Annotated in this window: 21 protein-coding genes; 2 read left to right on the top strand and 19 right to left on the bottom strand. The window is 39.9% G+C overall.

Annotation, left to right across the window (positions count from 1 at the left end):
- Window positions 1-111: 111 nt before the first annotated feature.
- Window positions 112-1,755: a M4 family metallopeptidase gene (locus tag V7266_RS06945; RefSeq protein WP_335466963.1), complete on the bottom strand. Its 1,644-nt coding sequence runs from the start codon at window positions 1,753-1,755 to the stop codon at window positions 112-114.
- A 561-nt stretch (window positions 1,756-2,316) separates the two neighbouring features.
- Window positions 2,317-2,613 (bottom strand): phospholipase, encoded by a 297-nt coding sequence (locus tag V7266_RS06940; protein ID WP_335466961.1) that lies wholly within the window; start codon window positions 2,611-2,613, stop codon window positions 2,317-2,319.
- 264 nt (window positions 2,614-2,877) lie between these two features.
- Here V7266_RS06940 and V7266_RS06935 point away from each other — a divergent pair, with 264 nt between their 5' ends.
- Complete coding sequence (locus V7266_RS06935; RefSeq protein ID WP_335466959.1) at window positions 2,878-4,389, top strand: ATP-binding protein; 1,512 nt, start codon at window positions 2,878-2,880, stop codon at window positions 4,387-4,389.
- Between the two features lie 88 nt (window positions 4,390-4,477).
- On the opposite strand, the gene V7266_RS06930 is transcribed toward V7266_RS06935, so the two are convergent.
- The 15 genes from V7266_RS06930 to V7266_RS06860 form a co-directional block, all read right to left on the bottom strand.
- On the bottom strand, window positions 4,478-5,092 hold the full coding sequence (locus V7266_RS06930) for a flavin reductase family protein (RefSeq protein WP_335466973.1): 615 nt from the start codon (window positions 5,090-5,092) through the stop codon (window positions 4,478-4,480).
- A 105-nt stretch (window positions 5,093-5,197) separates the two neighbouring features.
- Window positions 5,198-6,577, bottom strand: coding sequence for a tetratricopeptide repeat protein (locus V7266_RS06925; RefSeq protein WP_335466957.1), 1,380 nt, complete (start codon window positions 6,575-6,577; stop codon window positions 5,198-5,200).
- A gap of 172 nt (window positions 6,578-6,749) precedes the next feature.
- The gene (locus V7266_RS06920; RefSeq protein ID WP_335466955.1) at window positions 6,750-7,820 is read right to left on the bottom strand and encodes a sulfate/molybdate ABC transporter ATP-binding protein; all 1,071 of its coding nucleotides are present in this window, start codon (window positions 7,818-7,820) and stop codon (window positions 6,750-6,752) included.
- 1 nt (window position 7,821) lies between these two features.
- Complete coding sequence (gene cysW / locus V7266_RS06915) at window positions 7,822-8,709, bottom strand: sulfate ABC transporter permease subunit CysW (RefSeq protein ID WP_335466953.1); 888 nt, start codon at window positions 8,707-8,709, stop codon at window positions 7,822-7,824.
- A gap of 17 nt (window positions 8,710-8,726) precedes the next feature.
- Window positions 8,727-9,548: a sulfate ABC transporter permease subunit CysT gene (cysT, locus tag V7266_RS06910; protein WP_335466951.1), complete on the bottom strand. Its 822-nt coding sequence runs from the start codon at window positions 9,546-9,548 to the stop codon at window positions 8,727-8,729.
- Window positions 9,549-9,602: 54 nt separating this feature from the next.
- Entirely contained in the window at window positions 9,603-10,682 is a 1,080-nt protein-coding gene (locus V7266_RS06905; RefSeq protein WP_335466950.1) for a sulfate ABC transporter substrate-binding protein, read from the bottom strand.
- Window positions 10,683-10,772: 90 nt separating this feature from the next.
- A complete protein-coding gene (locus V7266_RS06900) occupies window positions 10,773-10,943 on the bottom strand; it encodes a YezD family protein (RefSeq protein WP_335466949.1) in 171 nt (56 codons plus the stop codon).
- A 332-nt stretch (window positions 10,944-11,275) separates the two neighbouring features.
- The gene (locus V7266_RS06895) at window positions 11,276-11,794 is read right to left on the bottom strand and encodes a GNAT family N-acetyltransferase (protein ID WP_335466947.1); all 519 of its coding nucleotides are present in this window, start codon (window positions 11,792-11,794) and stop codon (window positions 11,276-11,278) included.
- Between the two features lie 14 nt (window positions 11,795-11,808).
- Window positions 11,809-12,807, bottom strand: coding sequence for a glutathione S-transferase family protein (locus V7266_RS06890; RefSeq protein WP_420491343.1), 999 nt, complete (start codon window positions 12,805-12,807; stop codon window positions 11,809-11,811).
- Between the two features lie 156 nt (window positions 12,808-12,963).
- Window positions 12,964-13,389 carry a DUF4395 domain-containing protein gene (locus tag V7266_RS06885; protein ID WP_335466945.1) on the bottom strand — a complete coding sequence of 142 codons (426 nt, stop codon included), beginning with the start codon at window positions 13,387-13,389 and terminating at the stop codon, window positions 12,964-12,966.
- Between the two features lie 179 nt (window positions 13,390-13,568).
- Entirely contained in the window at window positions 13,569-14,024 is a 456-nt protein-coding gene (locus tag V7266_RS06880; protein WP_335466943.1) for a DUF2269 family protein, read from the bottom strand.
- A 52-nt stretch (window positions 14,025-14,076) separates the two neighbouring features.
- Entirely contained in the window at window positions 14,077-14,619 is a 543-nt protein-coding gene (locus V7266_RS06875; RefSeq protein WP_335466941.1) for an HD domain-containing protein, read from the bottom strand.
- Between the two features lie 94 nt (window positions 14,620-14,713).
- Window positions 14,714-15,961, bottom strand: coding sequence for an MFS transporter (locus V7266_RS06870; protein ID WP_335466939.1), 1,248 nt, complete (start codon window positions 15,959-15,961; stop codon window positions 14,714-14,716).
- A 262-nt stretch (window positions 15,962-16,223) separates the two neighbouring features.
- Window positions 16,224-16,406: a hypothetical protein gene (locus tag V7266_RS06865; protein ID WP_335466938.1), complete on the bottom strand. Its 183-nt coding sequence runs from the start codon at window positions 16,404-16,406 to the stop codon at window positions 16,224-16,226.
- A 161-nt stretch (window positions 16,407-16,567) separates the two neighbouring features.
- Window positions 16,568-17,104, bottom strand: coding sequence for a GNAT family N-acetyltransferase (locus tag V7266_RS06860; RefSeq protein WP_335466937.1), 537 nt, complete (start codon window positions 17,102-17,104; stop codon window positions 16,568-16,570).
- 92 nt (window positions 17,105-17,196) lie between these two features.
- On the opposite strand from V7266_RS06860, the gene V7266_RS06855 reads away from it, so the two are divergent.
- The gene (locus tag V7266_RS06855) at window positions 17,197-17,532 is read left to right on the top strand and encodes a YqzG/YhdC family protein (RefSeq protein WP_420491342.1); all 336 of its coding nucleotides are present in this window, start codon (window positions 17,197-17,199) and stop codon (window positions 17,530-17,532) included.
- 175 nt (window positions 17,533-17,707) lie between these two features.
- Here the strand turns inward: V7266_RS06855 and V7266_RS06850 are convergent, their stop codons facing one another.
- Together V7266_RS06850 and V7266_RS06845 are read right to left on the bottom strand one after the other, a co-directional pair.
- Window positions 17,708-18,304, bottom strand: a complete 597-nt coding sequence (locus V7266_RS06850) for a uridine kinase family protein (protein ID WP_335466936.1) — start codon at window positions 18,302-18,304, stop codon at window positions 17,708-17,710.
- A 113-nt stretch (window positions 18,305-18,417) separates the two neighbouring features.
- The gene (locus V7266_RS06845; protein ID WP_335466967.1) at window positions 18,418-19,275 is read right to left on the bottom strand and encodes a pentapeptide repeat-containing protein; all 858 of its coding nucleotides are present in this window, start codon (window positions 19,273-19,275) and stop codon (window positions 18,418-18,420) included.
- Window positions 19,276-19,525 lie beyond the last annotated feature (250 nt).

The raw sequence follows: 19,525 nt of genomic DNA, 5'->3' as shown, positions 1-19,525 counted from the left end.
ATTGGTGCCGGCACCAATCTATTTTTTTGCTCTCTTCTAAATGAAAAAAAGGCTGCAGAATGAATTATGCAGCCCATTATCGTTATTCAGTTATTATCATTCCATTTTCCCCTAATTCACCCCTACTTGGTTCCAAGCGGAAGCAACGGCATTGTACTGGGTGCTGCCTGTGCCATATAGATCGGCAGCGGCTGCAAGCAATGAGGCGCGCGCATCGTTAAAGTTACTTTGTGGGTTTAGATAAACGTTTAGCGCACGATAGTAGATTTTCTCAGCAACGGCTGTTCCTAAACCGGAAATGGTTAAATAAGCAGCCTTGTTAGGAATTCCACTATTGGTATGAACCCCGCCATTATCGGAAGTAGTGTTGACATAGTTTTTCATATTATCAGGCTGTCCATAAAGTGTTGGGTCAGCTAAACTACGGAGTGCATCCCCTGATTTATTTGGTGTGTACACATCCTCACCAACTAAATAATCCCCTTTATCTAAGAAAACACCAAACGTATCGGAAATCGACTCATTCAAGGCACCGGATTGGTTCACATAATCTAACCCTGCCGTTCTTTCCGTAACAGCGTGCGTTAATTCATGGGCGACCACATCGAGAGCGCCTGATAAAGGTCTAAACGTTACGCCGTCGCCATCCCCATAGACCATTTGTGATCCATTCCAGAAGGCATTATTGTAATTTCGGCTATAGTGCACCGAAGAACGAATCGTTGCACCATTGTTATCGAAGCTATTTCGATTAAACGTATTTTTATAATAATCGTAGACTTTGCCCGCATAGTAGTTGGCATCTACGTCAGCTCCCTGTGATACAGCATTAAATTTATTATCAGGATCTACAGAATAATTACCTGGTAACACGGTCCGGCTTTGTGCCGTTCTAGTTTCAATTACCCCTGACATAGGCTTCGTCACATCATATAAATAGTAAGTACCGTTTGAATAATAAGTATTAAGAGTTTTATAGTCCCCTAATACTCCGTATCCGGAACCTGTTGTAGCAGCGTCCGCCACAGCATTATAGGAATCTAACACATTCCCATTCACAGCATCCACATATATTACCCAATTTGCTCCATAAGGCTGGATGAATTGAAGGTTAGTTTTATAGGCTAGAAAGAATTGATCAGCTTTTCTATAAACGACTAATTCGGCCTTTTCAACCGTATCTTCAAATTTCACACCGTTTGGACCTGCCGCATCATTAGTTAAGGTTTCCTCTTTCGTTAAATTAATAGATGCCCAGGCTCTAGCAAGTGCTTGATCCTTAGTCAGCTGAGCTTTCAGATTCCCCTTGAAATAGTTAGATGCCTCAGGAAAAACGTCCCCATTAATCGCAGTAATGATACCATTTTTATCCGTGTGCACCTTGAATTTTGCCCCATCTACCGGAATACCTTGCACAGATTGAACAAAATTATAGTGCTTGCTGCCAAGCTCGTCGGTCTGAACATCCAGTAAAGTTAAATCTTTATCTGCATCTAATTGATACAGTGATTTATTATCTTTTAAAAATTGTTTTACGGATGCTTGATCTTTATAGGCCTTAGTAGATAGTTTACCGTGGACGAAGGAGGGAACCGTTTGCCCCTTTTTCCAAGTGACCTTTGCATCCTTGCCAAACTGGCTTGCATCCTTTGAAACGGCAGCATTATTCGCAATCGTGTTGGCCGCAGCCGATATTGGCAGCACCGTTCCAACCGTTAATCCTAATGCTAGCATGATAGATGTTCTCTTCTTCATCGTTTCCCAGCCTCCTAATTATCTATTTGTTGTTTGTTGCAAAAACATCATATCATGGCAAAAGCATCCACATAATTGGGAAAAAAGCGCTGAGATAGAGGGTCAGCACTTGTCGATTCTTGTATTTCTATTAAAAATCCCAACGCCCCTATTTACTAGTGTTGGGAAAATTTATAAACTTCTATATTCATGGAGTGATAAAAGATCATTTCACACAAAAAAATAAAAACTCCATTTGGATGAATGAAGTTTTTTAAGTCGGTTATGAAGTTGAATTCTTGCATTATTTCTTCTTTGATAAGATTATCTTTTCCATGCTTTTATTAATCAAATGATTTCCTGCTAAAAAGACAGCAATGCATATGATGATAGACCATAGACCCAAACGGCTTAAATAAATATTACCAATAAAAATAATGATTAACAGCCATCCAAACTTAAGGAACCAATAGAGGAAGTGCATGAACTCCATCCTTTCGATAACACTTTATCTTAATATTCACTGATACCACTTCAATTTTCAATCAATCGGATTTCACAACTTCCCCTGTTTTACCTGCTCTACAGCCAATTCTTCCGGCCGCAAGTAAAGGTGGTCCTAACTTTCATAAAATCATACATCAGCGCGGCCTTCCTGCCCTTTTCAGAATTGGGATTGATCTTTGGACGAAGACATTCCATAAATTGTGTATCACATTCACAGGATGATAATCCGCGGCTCAGGCAGTAATCATGTTTTTGACAGCAGGCATCTACATCATTAATCGGTGCTCCAGGGCCGCTGCAGCCCGGCCCGCACCACTTATACCTCGGAAAAATACAGAATGAAAAAGGACTCCTTCTCCTTTTATCTTGCATATTAACACCTCCCTAACCTCTTTCTATTAGGGTATGAAAATATAATTTGGACGAAAGAGTCATATATCCAATCCGAAAAGTAGGAAATACAGAACTTTTCTATTTTAAGAAAATAATTTATTTGATATAACTAACATAATAATCCATGTTCTTTTTCACATAATTAAATAGTTTAGTTACACTTTTTTCCAATCCACCCTCAGAGATTGTATCAAAATAGAAATAGGTGGAAAAATAGTACTATACATAGAGGGGTAGATCCGTTTGGTACTTTTACGCCTGCTTAAGGCTCTTATACAAAAAAATTCATTTATCTATCTTCTGATTGCTCTGATTCCATCAGTGGCTGTCAGTACGGTCTTAGCCCAGCACCAAGTGAGAGTGGTGAAAAGTGAATATAAACTCAAGGCACAAGAGTATGCGAACTTTCATGCCATGAATATTGAGAAGTTTGTCGAGGAGACAGTCGGACGCTTAGACATGCTCGCCACCTCCATTAATGTTCAGCACAGTGACTTAAAAGATATAGATAAGATCCTCCGGGAAACCAAGGGTAAGGACCCGCGTTTTTCTGGTTTTTATTGGGCTAATACCAAAGGGGATATTGTGATAAGTACCAATAACATCACAAGTCCTGTTAATGCTAGTGATCGTCCTTACTTTCAGCAGGCACTCCATTCAGCGCAAACCAGTATTTCAGAAGCACATTATGGAAGGGTAACAGGAAGGTATATTATATCGATCGCAACCCCAATTGTAGAAAACCGCAGGGTTAAAGGCGTATTTGTTGCCAGTTTGCGTATGGATGAAATAAAAAAAGAAATAACAAGGTTAGTAAAGAATGAACGAATCATCATAACGGATGTATCCGGAAAACCATTAATTCAAACTGGGAGCATTTCTAAACAATATAACGTCAAATCCATTATGAAGGTTTCCAGGGTACCATGGACCATTACGGCTTATGTGAACCCTAATAACAAAAAAGTATTTTGGGAAACCTTTCTGGCCAATCTCATCATCCTCTTAACTTTTATGAGTATTATCTTTCTATTAGCTCACTATTTGCTTTTAAAAAGAAAGGTCCAAAGGGAAAAAGAACAGACAGAACTGCACAAACTAGAGCTGATTGGCAATCTCGCTGCTAGTACAGCCCATGAAATTAGAAATCCGCTTACAGGGATTAAAGGTTTGATAAAACTTTTAAGCGAAGAAAATAAGGACGAAAAGTCACAATTCTATTTTAACGTCATTCACTCAGAGATTGACCGAATCAATGCGATTGTCAGTGAACTGCTTATCCTTGGCAAACCAACTGCCTACACACACATGATTTGTGATGCAAATGAAATAGTTTCCGAAATTGCACCCATTATTTCATCAGAAGCTAATTATGCAAATGTGGAAATAGCCTTTCACTACCATCCGGAAAATCTGCCGGTATCTTGTGTGAAAGATCAATTAAAACAAGTCATCCTTAACCTCGCGAAAAATGCCTTTCAGGCGATGCCCTATGGCGGAATTCTATCCATCCATATAAACAAGCAATCCGACTTCTGCCGGATTACAGTTAGCGATAACGGTGTTGGTATGAGCAAAAATCAAATTTCACAAGCCTTTAATCCGTTCTATACTTTAAAGAAAGACGGTTCTGGTCTTGGATTAACGGTTTGCAAGCGGATTATAGATTCCTACGGGGGAGAAATTAAGATACACAGTAACCCCAACCAAGGGACAGAAGTTGAAATACTTCTGCCTATAGCCAATCAATCATAGCTTCAATTTTGAAAAACGAATACTAAACAAAACGCTTAGAGTAGAAATCCTCTAAGCGTTTTGTTTAGTGTGGAACAGAAAATTGGAACTACTGAGGCCTTTCGATTTCAAAAATCTCGCCGATCTTTGCATAATCATTACCAGCCAATCGGCTTACCGCAGCCAAGCCTTTGGGATCAATTCTTCCATTTTCATAAAGGCTGCTGTCAATATGAAAATGAACAATTCTGCCAATGATAAAATCACAACTAGGTGAGTCCGAGCCCTCCCGGCCTACTTCCAAGGAACGTTCTAATCTGCACTCCATTCTAATTTTAGCTTCATTAACACCTGGTGTAGAGATCTCTACGCTGTTTACAGGAGTTAATTGAGCTAATTCAATTTCACTTTGATCTGGCGGCAGGCTGGCGGCTGTTTTATTGATTGATTCCACGTTTTGTTCATCAACAATATGAACGACAAATTCTTGGGACCCAATAATATTTCTCGCCGTATCCTTTTGTTTCCCTCCTGAGCGTTGAATAGCTAACGAAATCATTGGGGGATTAGCAGATACAATATTAAAATAGCTAAAGGGGGCGCCATTCAATACACCCTCCTTTGATAAGGATGTAACGAAAGCGATTGGTCTAGGTATAATACTTCCAATTAAAAATTTATAATTTTCTCTCTCGGTATTTTTAGATGGATCTATGGAAATGATCATTGAGCCCACTCCTCGCTATTAGTCTAAAGAAAATCCATCTTATTATAGCATTTTTTCCAAATTTTATGCTATTTGGAGTTTAATTAATACTGAACGCCTCTTTTATCCCAAATGTTGATTCGAAGATAAATGGTTTAAGATTTGCTGATAGGCAGATGCTTCCTTTACCATACCCTTATATTGATACATTTTACTAATCTTTCGGATCGGTGAAGGATTCTGTGGCTGCAGTTCCATCTCCCAAGCGAAACAATCAATTGCTTTATCATATTGTTTAAATTCCGCATAAAGGTCACCCAAATCCATCATCCTATCAGGATTTTCCACTAGATCCCCCATTTCCTTTACTTTACGAATTACCTCTGAAGTTGGAAATGTTCCCTGAAACAGTAAGATTTTCTCCTGAACAGCAGGAAGATCATGTATTTCAAGAAGCCGGACTGTTAATTGAAACAGTTTGTTCTCCCATAGTAGATGGGGATGGTTGTCAGGCAAATGCTCCAATACAAGTATCCATTCATTTATATGAGCTAGGACAAAGCCGGGCTCGGATTTCTCCCAAATCTGTTCGAGCATATCATTATAAGCAGGTGGAAGGTCCTCGATATAGGGGAATAAGCACAAGGCAGCTGTCTCCATCCTTCCAGCTTGCAGCATTTTTTCCAATGTAGATTTTGCATCAGGCAAGTAATGAAATGGATTCATATCAACCTGACTTAATAAAAGAATCCAATCTTCCATCGTGATAAAGTGTAAGGCTATATCTGTAAATTCTTCAATTCTGCCAGTATCCGGGAATTCTAACCAGAGCAATAATGCCGCTAGACCATCTTGTTTGGTTAGCAGGAATTCTCTTTCCTTTTGTTGGGAATGATGTTTGAAACAGTGCACTTCCACAAATAGTGGATCTTTTTCATAGAGAGAGGGTAAATTCTTGGAATGATAAAGTTGGTGATAGGAATTGAATTCATGTGAATCCAAGCGTTCCTTTGCAGATTTTAATGACGGAGAGAAATCATGTAAGAGCCGTGCAACTTGAAAGGATTTTAAAAATTTGCCGCTTCTTTTAAAGTGGTAATAGACTTTATCTAATAGATTGATTAGCTGTTCTTTTTCATAAAAGGCGTCAAGTGTGGTGGCAATGAAGGCAACTTCCTGAAGCGAAAAATGGAGTTGCAGATGAGAGAAAAGTTTACTCTTTGCAGGAATCGTAACGGATTGATGAGGCATGAGTGCTGCTAAGACTGGATGAAAGGTATCAAGGACAATCCCCTGGATAAAGACCTTTTGGATAAAGGTACCTTCTTCTATATGACCGAGCTTTGCTCCATAAACCAATGTATTTTTATAATAAACCAAGTACCATTTTTCTTCATTCTCCGTTAATATCTCGAATACCTTGCTCCTAGCAAAAACCGCCCCGCGAACAAGCTTTCCTTTAACGGTTTGTTTTTTATCTTTAATTGAAATTTCATTACCCATTGCACTCGACCCCTTCCTCACTGACAACTGGTTCTTACTAAAGTATATCATAAGTTTGGAACATAGGGGCGGAAATGGCAATCGGTTAAATAGGACGAGCCACACATATACTAAATATTTCCCAAAATTTGAATAGGGTCTGCTTCTTCACAGAAGCAGAACCCGCCTTAGCCTATATAGAATAATCTTCAGGGATAAACACCTTTAGCTGCTTTGGTTTTACATATACTTCTTCACCTGTTTTTAGGTCGAGACTTCGAAAATATTCCTTCGTTAATTCAGCCTCTAAATAGTCGCCGGTATCTTTTCGAATTAATTCAACCTGGACTACTGCACCAATTTGATGGATATAGTTCACTTGTGCGGTTGCATAATCCTGTCGATATTCTCGTTTGATACTAATATCATGCGGCCTCGCATACCCAACCGCATTTGTATTAATGGTCTCGGCAAACTCAGGAGCATCGACTTCAAACTCCCCATGCTGCAGCTTTCCATTATGCAAGCGGCCTTTAAATAGATTCACATTTCCTAAGAAGTGATAGACAAACGGACTATTAGGCTGTTCGTATACTTCCTCCGGCGTGCCAATCTGTTCAATTTTCCCTTCGTTCATCACCACAATCCGGTCGGCCACATCAAGCGCCTCCTCTTGGTCATGAGTCACAAAGATACTCGTAATTTGATAATCATCATGCAGCCTTCTAAGCCAGCGGCGAAGATCTTTTCGAACCTTAGCATCCAAAGCCCCAAACGGTTCATCCAATAAAAGGACCTTAGGTTCAACGGCTAAAGCTCGTGCCAGTGCCACACGCTGCCTCTGTCCTCCCGATAAATGGGAAGGATATCGATTGGCAAAGGCCTCAAGTTTTACTAGCTTCAATAATTCATTGACTTTTTCTTTTATCTCACTTTTAGAAGGCCGATCTTTTCGTGGACGAACCTTTAAACCATATGCCACATTATCAAAAACAGTCATGTGCCGGAATAAGGCATAATGCTGAAAAACAAAGCCCACCTTGCGCTCTTTTGCACTCAAAAGAGTAATATCCTCATCACCAAACAGAATGACACCTTGGTTTGCTTCTTCTAGTCCTGCAATGATTCTTAATAGAGAGGTTTTCCCTGATCCTGAAGGGCCGAGGAGTGCAACGAGTTCTCCGGTTTGGATGTCTAGATTAATTTGTTCAAGGGCTTGAAAGTTACCGAACGACTTAGAGATGTTTTTAATTTGAATGCTCATATTAGGCCTCCCCCTCTTCAGATACCATGGATTTGTGTGCTTTCCATTCAATAATATTTTTGACAATTAATGTAATAATGGCGAAAAGTGACATTAAAGATGCAACAGCAAAAGCGGCCGAGAATTGATATTCATTGTATAAAATTTCGATGTGAAGCGGCATAGTATTTGTCATTCCTCTTATATGCCCCGAGACAACCGATACCGCACCGAATTCCCCAATAGTACGAGCAGTACACAAGATGACTCCATATAATAAACCCCATTTAATATTCGGCAAGGTTACCAGCCAAAATGTTTTCCAGCCGCTTGCCCCAAGCGTCATAGAAGCTTCTTCATCAGAGTTCCCTTGTGTCTGCATTAGCGGAATTAACTCTCTTGCCACAAATGGCAGAGTAATTAACAATGTGGCCAGCACAATACCTGGAACGGCAAAGATAATTTTTATATCATGCTCCATAAGCCATGGACCAAATAATCCGCGAGAGCTGAATAACAATACAAACACAAGCCCTGCAATAACAGGTGAGATGGCAAACGGCAGGTCAATAATCGTAATCAAAAGACTTTTTCCTTTAAAATTAAACTTCGTAATCGCCCATGCAGCGGCTACACCGAATATTGCATTAAGCGGAACCGCTATTACAGCCACAGTTACTGTTAATTTAATCGCCGATAATGCATCCGGGCTGCTGATTGCTTCAAAAAACACGGCACCGCCCTTTTCAAAGGCTTTAATAAATATAGCCGCAAGCGGTAAAACAAGAAACAAAGCTAAAAATCCGATTGCTAAAAAGATTAATAGATAGCGAACCCACCGTGGTTCTGCCTCTTTTCTCGATTTTTGTACCTGTGGAGTTGAGTATTGCAAAGAAACATGTCCAGACATCATTTACACCCCGTTCATTAAATAAATTTTCGATTGGTCCACCATTGTAATAAATTAATGACTAAAAGCATTAAAAAGGAAAAAACAAGCATGACGGCCGCTAGGGCGGTAGCCCCTGCGTAGTCATATTGTTCAAGCTTCGTCATAATTAACAGCGGGGTAATTTCTGTTTTCATTGGCATATTTCCAGCAATAAACACCACAGAACCATATTCGCCAAGCGACCTGGCAAAGGCCAAGGCGAATCCCGTCAGAGCAGCAGGCATCAGTTCTGGAAAGACTACTTTTACAAACGTTTGAAGCCGGTTAGCCCCTAGGCTTGCGGATGCTTCTTCTACTTCCTTATCCACGTTTTGTAAAACCGGCTGCACGGTTCGAACCACAAAGGGAAGACCGATAAACATTAAAGCGATCATAATACCAAGCGGTGTAAAGGCCACTTTAAAGCTTAAAAATTGTCCAACCCAGCCATTTTCCGTATACAATGTGGTTAAAGCAATCCCTGCGATTGCTGTTGGCAAAGCAAAAGGTAAATCGACAAGTCCGTCGATGATACGCCGGCCTGGAAATCGATAACGGACAAGAACCCAAGCGATTAAAACGCCAAAAATAACATTAATCGCTGCCGCCATTAGCGCGGCACCGATACTTAATTTATAGGATGCGATCACCCTTGGCTCCGAAATGGTTTGCCAGATTTTTTCCCAAGGGGCAGTCGCTGAATTGATAAAAATCATCGATAATGGCAAGATCACTAGAATGCTGATGTAGGTCATCGTGAACCCTAGTGACAGTCCAAAACCAGGCAAAACGCCCGTTTTCTTTTTTAATAGACCCATGAGGTTGACCCCTTCCGATTTAGATACAAAGGGAGCACGAATGCCCCCCTTTTCTTATTTTGGCTGATAGATTTGGTCAAATGTTCCGCCATCATTAAAATGTGTTTCCTGCGCCTTTTTCCAGCCGCCGAAGTAGTCATCAATGGTAACCATCTTAATAGTCGGGAATACATTCGCATATTTTTTCAAAATCTCTTCGTTACGTGGGCGGTAAAAATTCTTCGCAATAATTTCCTGTCCTTGGTCTGAGTACAAATATTTTAAATAAGCCTCAGCTACTTCTCTCGTACCCTTCTTATCTACTACCTTATCAACTACAGCGACAGGTGGTTCAGCGAGAATACTAAGCGATGGATTTACAACTTCAAACTTATCTTTTCCTAACTCATTCAAAGTAAGATAGGCTTCATTCTCCCAGGCAATTAAAACATCGCCAATGCCGCGCTCTACAAAGGTTGTCGTAGCTCCGCGTGCTCCAGAGTCCAGTACTTCAACGTTACCATATAATTTACTCATAAAGTCTTTGATTTTCTTTTCATCATTACCATACTTTTCCTGTGCATAGGCCCAAGCTGCTAAGTAATTCCATCTCGCGCCGCCAGATGTTTTTGGATTTGGTGTGATGACCGATACTCCTTTTTTCGTTAAATCATCCCAATCCTTAATTCCCTTAGGATTCCCTTTTCTAACTAGGAAGACAATGGTGGAAGTATACGGTGTCGAGTTATCGTCTAGTTTCTTCTGCCAATCTGTAGAAAGTAACTTCCCCGTGTCAGCAATTGCATCGATATCATAAGCTAGCGCCAAGGTAACCACATCCGCTTCTAGTCCATCAATAACAGCACGTCCTTGACTTCCTGAACCGCCATGTGACTGTTGAATCGTTACCTGCTGACCTTCTTTCTTCTCCCAGTATTTAGCGAATTCCTTATTATACTCTTCATATAACTCCCTTGTCGGATCGTAAGAAACGTTTAATAACTGAACAGGGTCCTTCTTTTTGGTTGTTTCTGAGTTTGAGGCTTCCTCTTTTTTGGTTGATGTTTGCGTACTAGACTTTTCTGTGCTGCTGCATCCGGCTAAAATAAGTGCCAGTAACGTAAGGACTAGTGTGAATTTGTATAAGTGTTTCATTTTGATTCCCCCTTTTAATATATAAAAGCTGCCTAATTTCTATAAGGATATGTAAAATTAAGCAGCCTTCAGTTGACTGATCGGCTAGTCTTAAACTCTTTGATTTTTGGCAGAAGAACGTCTTGCCTCAAAGCGAGTTTTTTCTGTCTTATCAATTTGCGTAATTGCTCCATCATGAATCGTGATGATTACAGATCCATACTCGATATTTTTTAATGCCTCTAATATTACTTTCGTTCTCTCTTGATCTAATGCAGCCATTCGACCACTCTCCCTCTCTTTTCAATTCACTAATATCACATCAAAATACTTGGTTTTATGAATAAAAAATTTTAAAGGTATATTTGATTGACTACAATGTGGGCTGCACTTACTAATTGGATAGGTCATTAGGTGATCTCTCCTTCCTTTGTACACAAAAAGGCCTATACTCCTTCCTTACTCGAATGGAAGGAGTATAAGCCTTTGGTTGACCAATCAGCTTACCTTTTCTCGTTTATATGGGCTTGAATTATCTCCATTTTATTCTGACTTTTCCGAGGTGTCAAGTGGGTTTTGAGATAATTTTATTAAATTATTAAAATATTTTAATATTAATATAGATTTTCTTTATCAATACTGAGGCGGTATGCTTTTACTATGATTCCGTCATTGGCAGGTACAAAGTCGTATTGTGGGATACGTTTAAATCCCAGCCGTTCATATAATCTCATGGCACTTGTCATAAATTCTCCAGTATGCAAACCGACCGCCTGACAGCCGTTTGCTTTTGCCCTGAGGATACATTCAGAAATCAGTGCTGTCGCAATCCCTTTCCCTTGTGCCTCAGGGATAACAGCAAGCATTCGGATTTCAGGATAATCCAGTTTTTCCACATTGCCTTCGTAGGCATCTGTTTTAGCTGGGTATAACACCACACTGCCAACGATCTTCCCGTTTAATTCTGCCACAATCCTTTCAATATCAGGACTGGAATCTGCATCGGAAGAAATCGCTTTTTTCAAAGCTCTCCAATGACCTTCTGGAATGCTTTTTGCATGTATTTGATATGCTTGAATCCGTTGTTCCCGTATTAGAGGTAATTCCTTTACTACAGCATCACGTATGATCATTATTCCTTATACTCCTATTCTGTTTTCTCACATTTTATTAAAAATTTTTCTTGCTTATTACTTAAATTTTGACGTTCGTGCTTGGACGTTAATCCTGAAAGGTCTGGTCCCTTTGGTAAGATATGATAGCTTTTTTGATCATTACTAGAAATATGGTTTGATAGATGGTAATGCCTTTTAATTGCATCAAAATCTGTCGTATCGCCAAAACCAGGTGTCTGATAAAGATCTCGTAGATATCCCCATAGATTTGGAAAGTCAACAATTCGATTACGATTAGTCTTAAAGGCAGCGTAATAGGCGGCATCAAAGCGGACGAGCGTGGCATACAGCCTAACATCTGCATCTGTAATATAATCGCCAAATAAGAATCGTTGTGTTGAAAGCCGTTCTTCTAATTCATCTAATCTGGAAAATAAGGTATCATATGCCTGTTCATAAGCCTCTTGGGACTGGGCAAATCCACACTTATAAACGCCATTATTCACCTCATGAAAAATGACATCATTTAGCCGGTCAATCTCCTCACGCATATGTTCCGGATATAAATCAGGGGCATTCTCTTTATGCAGCGGTGCCCAAACCGTTTCAAGATAATTAGTTAGTTTAAAATAATCATTGTTGACGACCTTCTGCTCTTTAAGATCGATGAAAACAGGCACTGTAGGCCGTCCCTTGTAATCAGGGTCTGTCTGCAAATAAATTTCATTCATATAACGAATTCCTAAGACAGGATCGACCCCATTCTTATCTAAAGAAAATTCCCAATCCACATGAGGCAATTTCGGTCTCATTGGGCTCGCTGTCCCTAAACTAATAACCTCTTCCAGCCCAAGCAAACGGCGGACAATGACTGAACGATGTGCCCAGGGGCAGACCGCTGACCATAATAGGCGGTATCTTCCTGCCTCGACCGGAAGCTCCCCCTCCTGATTTCCAAACGGAGTTGTAAATCTATTTCCTTGACGGTTAAACGAGCCATCAGCCTTTATTTCTCTAACCTTTTCTGACACATATATCACCCTCTTCTATTTATCATTTCATTTTAGGGGGTCCAACTTTTAACAGTCAACAAGAATATCAGATTTTACATAATATTTAGAAATAGGAAGCTTTTATTAGTAAAAAAGCCCTTGCACATCGCAAGAGCTTTTAAGGAATGACAAAGATTATTGAATGGAACGTCTATATTTATACTGCCTCCATTGATAATGAATAAAGCAGCCAATACAAAAGCCTAGAATGGCCACAAAGGCTGCCACAGCGACTAAAATGGTAAAGATATAGCCCAACGTATGCCATCCAGCCAAAAAGCTAATAAAACCTATCGCTAAACAAGATACGGCAATCTTCTGATTAAACTGCTGCTGCTCCCAATCTTCAGGAATGTAAGCTTTAGGCTCCTTCCTTAAAAATAGTTTTGCCAGCTGCATAATCGGATTAAATCCGAATAAAAGTCCGCTTAAACCAGAAAGAAGCGGTATTAACAAAAGCCATTCGATACCAGATACCCATGTAAACACCACACTTAGAACAATAACCCATTGGTTCGTTTTTACAAGCGGACGAGGAATGGAGCGTATATAATCAGCCATCTTAAATACCTACCTTTCTGATTGGAATTATTTGTTTTGATATAGTTTACCTCTATTTTGCCTTTATGTATAGTTAAAAACCCCTTTAAGAAAAAATTCGCTAGCACATTTGTACAACATCATCCACTTTAGTAAAAAAAGAAAGGCAGGCACTGTTATCTTTGCCATACCTTTCTTAATTAAAATGGTTTTAAGGTCATAAGGGCGATGATGATAATGAAAATCACGTTTTCTAAGTATTCATAACGAAATAAGATTTTCGATAAACGCCAATACTCCTCAGGTATTTCCTCACCTTGATGTTCGGCCAACAATGCTTTTACAGGTTTTGACCTTGGTGATAATACGAGTGGTCCTATCGCAAGTGCTGCTAGAAATAAAATCAAACTTGTCGCATACCAACCCATGCGAAATAGACTCGGATTTAAAAAGCCCATTATTAGACCTGTTACCAGCAGCAATGTGCCGCCTGCCATCACAAATATATGAAGCTTGTGCCGGAGCCTATAAGAATGTCTAAGTTCAGTCATGTTATTTCCTGATTTAACAACCGTTGTTAAGATAAACCCCGGCCCCATCCCGATGATGGCAGAAAAAATATGAATAACCACGATTATTTTGTAGAATGTAACCACTGTATAATCCTCCGATCCGTGTTTCCATTGCTCCCATTCTACCATATTTAAACTATTTTCTCTTAAATAAGTGGTGGACTGCTTTTTCCAATTCCTCTACTAACGGAAAAGAGATTTGGAATTTCAAACTATCAACAATGTGGGTATAGTACCATTCTTGCTTGTCTTTACCTGCATTAAATTTACTCCAAATTTCATCTCCTATTTGTTCATAATCGTTGGTAATGGAACGAATGTTATGTAATTTGTCAGCACAAGCCACTGTACGAATATCACTCGGAGCTCTCTTAAGGTATTCTATCGTATGCAATTTACGCTGATCCCACGATAAGGATTTGTTCGGTTCGGAACATCCCTTCACAATATCCGCAATCTCGGAGCCGAATTCATGTTCAATATCCATCAACGTAAGGTCAGTGTCTTCTACCGTATCATGGAGAATTCCTGCTGCAATTAGTTTATCATTATAACCAGCCCTCATTAAGATCATCCCAACTGCAACTGGATGAGTTATATACGGGATATCACTTCCTTTTCGCCGTTGATTGACATGGGCTTTAGCTGCAATATGCAGCGCCTTTTCAATGACATTCATTTGTAAATGCCTCCTTCTGCTATAGCCTAATTTTACCAAGTTAAAGAAAAACTTAAAAGGAGCCTGGATGTCCAAGCTCCTCAACGTGTTGAATTTAAGCTTCTTTACTTTTTTCCAATACCGTAGACCCCTTGAATAGAGGTACTAGAAAAAGGACTCCGACCACAAAAAGCAGTGCTGTCGTTTCATACATCGAAACTAGTGAAAAGGTCTTTTTCAACCAGCCGCTTGTTGTCATTGTAATGACCATGCATCCCATGAATATAGGGTTTAGTATCCCATTAACACGGCCAATAAAGGCTGCATCGGTATTCTTTAAAATCATGGTATTAATTCCAATATGGACACATGGCATAAACAAACCGCTGATAAATTGAGCGGTCAAGGTCAACCAAAACATATCGGAAAGCCCCATTACCAAAAAGCCAAGGGCACTTACACTCATACCAATCGCAAGTAAAATCTGTGGTGGTGTCTTTTTCGTGAACCCGACAGTAAGGCCACCGCCCAAAATCATTCCGATGCCAAATGCCGCCATCAGCCATTGCAGCTGCTCTTTTGGCAAACCAAGCTGTTCCGTTACGAGAAATACAGCTAACGGCTGCGTAAGCCCCAACGCCAAGCCGGCTGCCGCAAAACAACCGCCAAGCAATGTAAGGGAACGGCTCTGCCAGACATATTTGAATCCAGCCTTCATTTCTTCAAGTAACGTCGTAGCTTCTGCCTTTTCTTCTACTTCATAATCTGATGGCAGTAAGAATAAAATCCCGGCGGAGAGTAAAAAAGCTACTCCCATGATGGCAATCGCCACATCGATTCCAAAATGCTGGTAAACAAACGTTCCAAGTACCGGCCCTACGATCATAAACAAAGCAAAGATGGTTTGATAAATGGACATCCCCATTTGGATGAGTTCTTCTTTTACATGAAGTTTAAAAAGCTTCATACCAGCAGGCTGTGAAAACTGTGATAAGATTGACGATACCAATGTCGCAAAAAAGATAACCTTCCAGCCGCCAAAGAATAGCGCCAGCAGAACCACAAAAATGGAAACAGCACTTAGAAAATCACACCATATCATTGTCATTTTCGGTTTCCAGCGGTCAGCAAATGTCCCCCCGATAAAAGAAAACAGAAAGATGGGGGCAAACTCCGCTACTGAAATCAATGATACAGCGACGGGGTCTTCATTTGTCTTTTCTACTACATATAACAGGATGGAGTAGTTTCGCACCCAAACCCCAATTTGAAGAAAGAACGTTGAGAGCAATAACGTCTGGATTACTTTATTTCGAAATAAAGAACCAATTGAAACATTTGTATTTGTACTTACTTGTTCCATAAAAAAACCTCCTTATCCAACAATCCGGACAGGAGGCAATACAGGGCATAAAACGGCCAAGCACTTGTTCACTTCGCCCTGCTTATAAAAAAAGCCCGCACTAATCCTATCCAGAATTTGTTCACTTATCTGAATTCTTTCCAAAAAAAGGATTAGTCAATCATCGGACTTTCAGTCACCCTTTCGTTATAACGTATGTTTATCTTACTTTAATTTCTTTTAACAATCAAGGGAATTTTGTAACATTATCGGATTCCCTTTCTTATTCGAGATCAAGTTCCTCTGTAAGGCGTTTCGAACTTAGATTAAACTCTGTATAGTTATTAAGGTTCGGACTGTTATTTAAAATCTGGTGTGCATCCCACTGTGCTTTTAAAGGTTGAATGTAATGTTCTGGTACAACAACCCCTCTTTTTTTCAAATGTGAATAAATGCTTTCTGTCATACTTGAACGCCCCCTGTTCATTAACATGTGACATACTTGCTCCTCTACATCATTATATCACCGAAAACATCATATTGATAGCGCTTTCATTAAATTTTTATAAAAGAATAAAACCTTCATTTTACCACATTACATGCTATTAATCGTTTGGATTTATGTTTTTATCCTTCTTCAGCATGTGATTCCCTATCCTTATCTAAATATAAAACCATATAAGCTTCATCATAATATTTTCCGTCTATTTTTAAAGCATTCTTCACTAATCCAAATTCCTGAAAACCTAGTTTGGAGTAAAGCTTTTTTGCATCTTGATTACTGGCGGTAACGGTTAAATGAATTTGTTCAACCACTCCACTATCCTTCGCTTTTTGAATGGCCGCAATCATCAATGCCTTCCCTGCGCCTAATCCCCGTTTCCCTGGGGTGACATACATGGCAAAAATATTTGCCCGGTGGCGAATTTTCACCCGCTCCTCTTGGAGTAGTGTGACAACGCCAATTAGTTTTTCATGTTCAAATGCTCCAAACGTGTAGTTTCCTTCTAATGTAAATTTCCGGGCTGTTTGTTCGACAGCATTTTCCCATTTGACTGATTCCTCATAGCTGGTTAAAAAAGCTTCAGGATGGTTCTTTAATGCTTCTAGCCTTAATGCCCAGTAGGTTTCAGCATCGGTTGGGACTAATAAACGGATATTCAAAACAACCCTCTCCATTCTAAAATGGTCTTTCAATTTTTTCCTACATAAGTTATATCACAATATGCAATGCTAATATAAAAAGGGGTAATAAGGTGAAAAAACTTCTATTTAGTTTAATTATTACGTTTGTTTCTATAGATATGGGTTTATTGCTATTCACCGATACGGCTGTCGCTCAACAAAAACCAATTCCACCATATGCTAAATGGGGTACCTTGGCAATGAAGAAGACCCAAGAAAGGTATCCTCAAGCAAAAATTATTGATTATCTTCATGTTGGAAGAGTAACGGACTCTCAATCCACCACTGAAAAGTTTAAACTCTGGTTAAAAGATGACAAAAGGGAATTCGGCGTTTTTGTGGATATCAAATTTAATCCTGCCACTAACCAGGTTATTAATATTACCTATAGGGAAACAACTAGGTAACAAAGAAATTCCCCTCCATAAAAATTTGGGTCAATTACCCTTATTGGCTACCTCGGGGGTTCTTTTTCTCCTCGCTCGGTCATCAATAAGGGCTATTGGCTACCCTGGGTATTCTTATTCCCTTCGTTCGGTCGTCAATAAAGGTCTGGTTACTCCTATTTTTCCCTTAGCTGAGTCATTTAACCACAAGGTCTGCTCGGTTTTGCGGCCGATGTTCCTTTACATAAAGATCTTCCGCAATCATCCAATTCTTTTCCCAAATATCACGAGCATTCTCTCCATCCCGTTCAAGTCCTCTAGCCAGTCGTATTTCACGAGGGCAGTCCACCCATACCGTAAAATCATAATAACTGGCCAATTCATTTCGGGATGAGTAAACACCCTCAATAATGACGATATTTCCAATTGGAACATCATGCCATTCCACTAATTGGTCTTTTTTCCAATCATAGCGCTGATACCTGGCAGGCTTTTCCTGACTGATTGGTTCAATTACTTGTTTCAAAATACGGTGCCAATCAACATCGGCTCCAATAGGCTTTTGGCTCGGCGGGCTTTGATTAATTTGATTTTGTGGAAAATAAAAATCATCCATATGCACAATCGTTACACTGGGCCATTTTTCTGATATGCATTTGGCCAGCGTACTTTTTCCGGAGCCGCCGCAGCCATCAATTGCGATTAAAAGGGACGATTGTTCCCTTGGCAAGTTGGGAACAGAATCTATCCATTGTTCGAATGTTAAAAAGTCCCCCTTTTTCACCTTAAACATAACAAGAAGTCCTCCTTCTGCTCAGGTCAATCGTTCGGACCAAACACACGATTTCGAATGTCTGGTATCTCTCGTTTAATGCATTATTTCAACATAAGGTCATTAAAACTTGCCTATTTAGAGCTCTTTTGGGTCTTGTTTTGCTTTTGGACTCCCCAGTGGGTTGGATGAGAAAGTAGGTGAGGCAGTTTGGTCCGGGCGTCTCCCTTGGCGGCATTGATTTGAGCTTGAGTGAGGAAAATACTTCCTGTCAGATCTGCTCCACTAAGGTTGGCATCACGGAGGTCAGCTCCAATAAAGTCGACTTTCCTTATGTCCGCATCCCTTAGATCTGCAGCAATCAGGCAGGCTCCTCTTAAGTTAGCTTCTCTCAAGTCTGCTTTTCTTAATTTAGCTCCAATTAAATCGGTTCCACGAGTTATCTTATGTTTTGGCTGTGAATCGGCACGAACGAGTTCACTTGTTTTTAAAAGTAATGCATTTACTTCTGCTCTGTGAGCGGGTACATCGAGTCGCTTCAGCTCTTCGGGACTGAGGAGTGTTAGCTTTTCTGTTTGATCGATAGCTTGATGGAGTTCCGTGTGAATGGATGTTGTCGCTTTTAATGAAAGGGCTTCGGTTAGGTACCAAAGCATCTCATGAAGCTGCTGCATGATTGGGAATACATCAAACATCTCTTTTGTTGTTTCGGTGTAGTTACGCCAGTCCTTTCCTTGAAACGTGACTTGCGAAACTTTTTGTCCGGCCCCGAAACATTCATAGACGGTACAACCTTTAAACCCTTTTTGTCTTAGATTTTGATGGATTCCGCAGCGAAAGTCTGATTGTAGATTCGGGCATGGGGTGCCGCCGTTTTTGTCTAAAGCGAAGTCCGCAGAAGCAGCGAACGGCAAGGCAACACAGCACAAACCGAAGCAGTCTTCACACTTGGCGTGAAGATGCTCATGACTGCGGCCATCAGGTGGTAACATCGTGTGATTAGACAATATATTCACTTCCTTTCGATTACCTTTAAAAGAATTAGAAGGATTAGGAGTGTTTTTTTATAGAGCTACTATTTTTTTGCTCTGTTAGTCGGTTTTATCTTCAAGGTAACTCTATTGAAGACAATTTACTTACTTATTATATCAATTTTATTCTCAAGATACCTTATTGAGGACACTTCCCTTCAGCCTCAACTATAGATTTTCCTTCATAGTGTGTGAAAGACACTTCCCTTCT

This window comes from Neobacillus drentensis (genome assembly GCF_036965645.1).
GTDB lineage: Bacteria > Bacillota > Bacilli > Bacillales > Cytobacillaceae > Neobacillus > Neobacillus drentensis_D.
The sequence above is the reverse complement of the archived record's forward strand: the minus strand, read 5'-3'. Positions and strand labels throughout refer to the sequence as shown.